This is a genomic window from Belnapia sp. (genome assembly GCF_059504005.1).
This window is the reverse complement of record NZ_JCACHU010000087.1, coordinates 28,185-31,821: the sequence shown is the minus strand read 5'-3', so window position 1 is coordinate 31,821 and position 3,637 is coordinate 28,185. Positions and strand designations below refer to the sequence as shown.

The window sequence follows — 3,637 nt, the reverse complement described above, 5'->3', positions numbered from 1 at the left end:
GACATTCTCGACAAGGTCCGTCGAGGGAAACAAGTGTTGGAGTCAGAACACTAGACCCTCAGGGTTGCGCCGGGTGTCCGGTCGAAATAGGGTGCGCTCTACGGGCTCGGTCGCCAGCGCTCCCTTTTTACCTTCGGCTTTGGTTGCGCCGTCGGGCGCACCTCACCCTCACGCCAGGTCGTCCACCGGCCTTTCAGGAACTCCTCCAGCATCGGCTGCGTCGGCGCTGCTTGCTCGTCAACGCCGGTCCGGTCGGTCATCTCCACCAGCCGCTGCTGCACTGCCCGGATATCGTGCAGCAGCCGCACCGGATCCAAGCCGAGGGACAGGGCGCGCAGACGCGCCTTGATCTCGTCGGAACCCGCACGTCTTCGAGCAGCCGCTGGTAGGGCGTTGCTGGGAATGGTAGCGCCCCTCTTGCGAGTGGGCGCTGGCGAGGCCGGTTAGATGAACATTGCCGTGTTAAGTTGGCTTGGCAGCAGACCATCGAGCGTAACAGTCAGGCCGCTCGAAAGTGCCAGATCCGTGCCGCCATAGACGTTCGGCACGGCGGTGGCCAAGATTTGTGCCCCATGCCCGTCCGCGGTCAGAAGCAGATCCAACTTATCGATCCCAGGACGGAATCCGGCGATCTCCAAGTGTCCAGTTACGGACGGATCGACTGCAATAGTGGCTGCGCCAACCCCGACTGCAACATAATCATTGCCGGCACCTGGCGTGAACAAGTTCGTGCCTAAGCCGCCAATGAGATAGTCGTCACCTGCACCACCGGTGAGGGTATCACCTCCTTGTGAGGAGTGGTCTATGAGGATGTCGGCGCCGGACGTTCCTCGCAGTTCCGCCTTGCCTATACCAATATGGTAGATCATCGTTTGCTCGCCAGCAAAGGAGATGATCCCAGTGCCCGCACTTACATGCGCCTCGGATGCAGTCAGTTGATGGCCATCGGCCAGCCGCGGTGCGATTTGATACTGTGGATCTGAACGCAGGTAAACATCGTTGTCGTATAGCAACCAGCCATAAGCCCTCATCGCATTTGCCGCAACTTCGTGGTCTTTTGGATCCATTCCGCCAGAGAAAACACTGATTAGTTCTGCATTGCTCATCAGCGCCAGCTCTGCATAGTAGCCTCCTGAAGAAGAGCCATCAGTGATCGCGTTGCCTGCAGCCTTGGTGGCTTGTTGCACAGCACTCCAAGTCTTTAGATATTCTCCCGAGGCCGAGTAAATGTTAAGGTTGTAGGTGTAGCCATTGCGCGGTTCCATGTCGGATGACAAAAAGCGCCCGCTCAGAAAATTGGCTTGCCACTTAAGAACGTCACGCGCGCCCTCGTTGCCCGCGAGCGCGGCCTGTGCTGCGGTACTGGCAAAGAAGTCCTGTTGCCAAGGCGCCATCACGTTGTTGGCGTAAACACCTTCGATGATACCGTGAGTGTCACCCTGTTGTTGCGTCAGGGATGGGATCTGCCCAGCCAAGTAAGACCAGTTGTTCGCCGAAATCTGGCTGAAATAGGCTTTCTCAGCGGAGCCGTCGGGATTGGCGTAGGCCGCCTGATCGATAGTTCGCAGTGACCAAGCTTGGGCCCGCACCTGCTCGGCGCTATTGGCCACTAGACCTGCGCCGTTTTGACGAGGCTCGTTCCAAGCAGACGCAATCACCCAACTTGCCTGAGCATTTAGTTGGTCAAGATAGTAACGATTTCCCGTCATCATGTAAGCGGTGTAAGAAAGGTCTGGCGTGTGTGACGTGTCGGGAGACCAACCTGTTGAGTCGCTCGGTTGTTGCGTCAACGCTGTTTGCCAAGTGCCCGCTCGGTAGTCGAACCAGATGGTCGGGTAGTCGTTGAGTGAGACATAGGTCCCATGCACAGGATCGTACATATGCCACGGCACTGAGCCTGCCACGTTTGCCTGACCAAGCGCGTAATTCGCCGCCCGCAGGTCCTGAGTGATGAGCCAGATCGCGTTTGGGGCGGTAGTCGGGCCGATATCGTCCCGACCGCCGGTCGTTGGCATGTACTGTGTCACCCCGTTGATCCCAAGCACTTCGGTCAGGTTGGCATTGGCATAATTATTTAGCACGCTGCCGCTGACGACGTAGCCTAGGTCATAGTTCTTTATTGCACCAAGACGTTCGAAGTGGTCGATGTCGTGGATCACGTTGAGCGTCTGCTCCGCAGAGGCGGAATCGGCGACATCGACCTTCCAGGTCTGGTACTGGTACTGGGTCAAGGCGCCATAGGAAAACTCGGTCTGCCCATCCTGGGTGACCGAGATGCTGTTGTACCTGATCGTGCCGCCGCTCGACGTCATTGCGCGGTCATTGTTGAACTGGACCTGGGTCGCAGTACTGCCATCGGCGAAGGTGGTGATGTCCAGCGTGACGTGCAGGGAGCTGATGACGTAGACGTCGATGCGGACCTCGGTCGCCAGCGGCCCCTGCATCAGGATCTCCGCCTTGCCGGCGGCGATGGCTTTAGTCAGCTCCGCCGCGGCATCGACGCGCACGGCGCCGACGCCCTGGATATCCATGTTGACCGCCAGATTGTAGCCTGTAGCGAGGGCGGCATTCGCCGGCAGGTCACCGCTGGTCGCGGCCTGGCCCGCCGTCAGCGTGCCGCTCAGAGTCGTGTTTGCCGCGATCGCGGGCTCCAACAGGGTGACGACCGCAACCTTGACCGACCCGTCAGCATAGCGCTGGGTCGCTTCCATTTGCGTCGGAACCTTCTGCCCGCCCACCGTGGCATACAGGTCCGAGCCGGATGGTACCGCCCCTTGCTTAAACACCTGCAAGAACTGGACATATTGCGCCTTGGAGGCCGTGGCGGTCGCATTCTGCAAAGAGAAGGCAACACTTGATGCGCCGCCCGCCCCGCCGCTCGCAACGCTGTCGTCATTCTGGATGAAGCCAGTGGCGGCGGCGGTGGCGGTGGCGATGCTGGTGCCGGCGCTGGGGCTGGCGAGGGTCACGGTGAAGCCCTCGCTGGCTTCGACCACGCTGTCGCCGGCGACGTTGACCGTGATGGTCTTGCTGGTCTCGCCGGCGGCAAAGCTTACCGTGCCGGAGGGCAGGGTGCCACCGGCGAAGTCGGTGGCACTGGCCGGGCTGGTGCCGGAGCCGCTCACCGTCCAGGCCGCGGTCGCCGCCCCGGTGGTGCTGCCGGCGCGGGTGACGGTGAAGGTAAAGGGCGTGGTGGCGCCCGCCGCACCCTCGGCCTTGCTGGCGCTCGCCGCGGCGATCGCCAGCGTCGCGGCCGGGGTCGAGGCGACGTCGTCATTCTGGATGAGGCCAGTGGCGGCGGTGGCGGTGGTGATGGTGGTGCCGGCGCTGGGGTTGGCGAGGGTCACGGTGAAGCCCTCACTGGCCTCGACCACGCTGTCGCCGGCGACGTTGACCGTGATGGTCTTGCTGGTCTCGCCGGCGGCAAAGCTTACCGTGCCGGAGGGCAGGGTGCCACCGGCGAAGTCGGTGGCACTGGCCGGGCTGGTGCCGGAGCCGCTCACCGTCCAGGCCGCGGTCGCCGCCCCGGTGGTGCTGCCGGCGCGGGTGACGGTGAAGGTAAAGGGCGTGGTGGCGCCCGCCGCACCCTCGGCCTTGCTGGCGCTCGCCGCGGCGATCGCCAGCGTCGCGGCCGGGG

The 3,637-nt window shown here is 62.3% G+C and carries 2 protein-coding genes; both read right to left on the bottom strand.

What is annotated here, in order from left to right; all coding sequences use genetic code 11:
- Positions 1–98: 98 nt before the first annotated feature.
- Positions 99–308, bottom strand: a complete 210-nt coding sequence (locus AC5JJ1_RS12865) for a hypothetical protein (protein WP_495785502.1) — start codon at positions 306–308, stop codon at positions 99–101.
- A 135-nt stretch (positions 309–443) separates the two neighbouring features.
- Entirely contained in the window at positions 444–3,617 is a 3,174-nt protein-coding gene (locus tag AC5JJ1_RS12860) for a Calx-beta domain-containing protein (RefSeq protein ID WP_495785503.1), read from the bottom strand.
- Between the last annotated feature and the right edge of the window lie 20 nt (positions 3,618–3,637).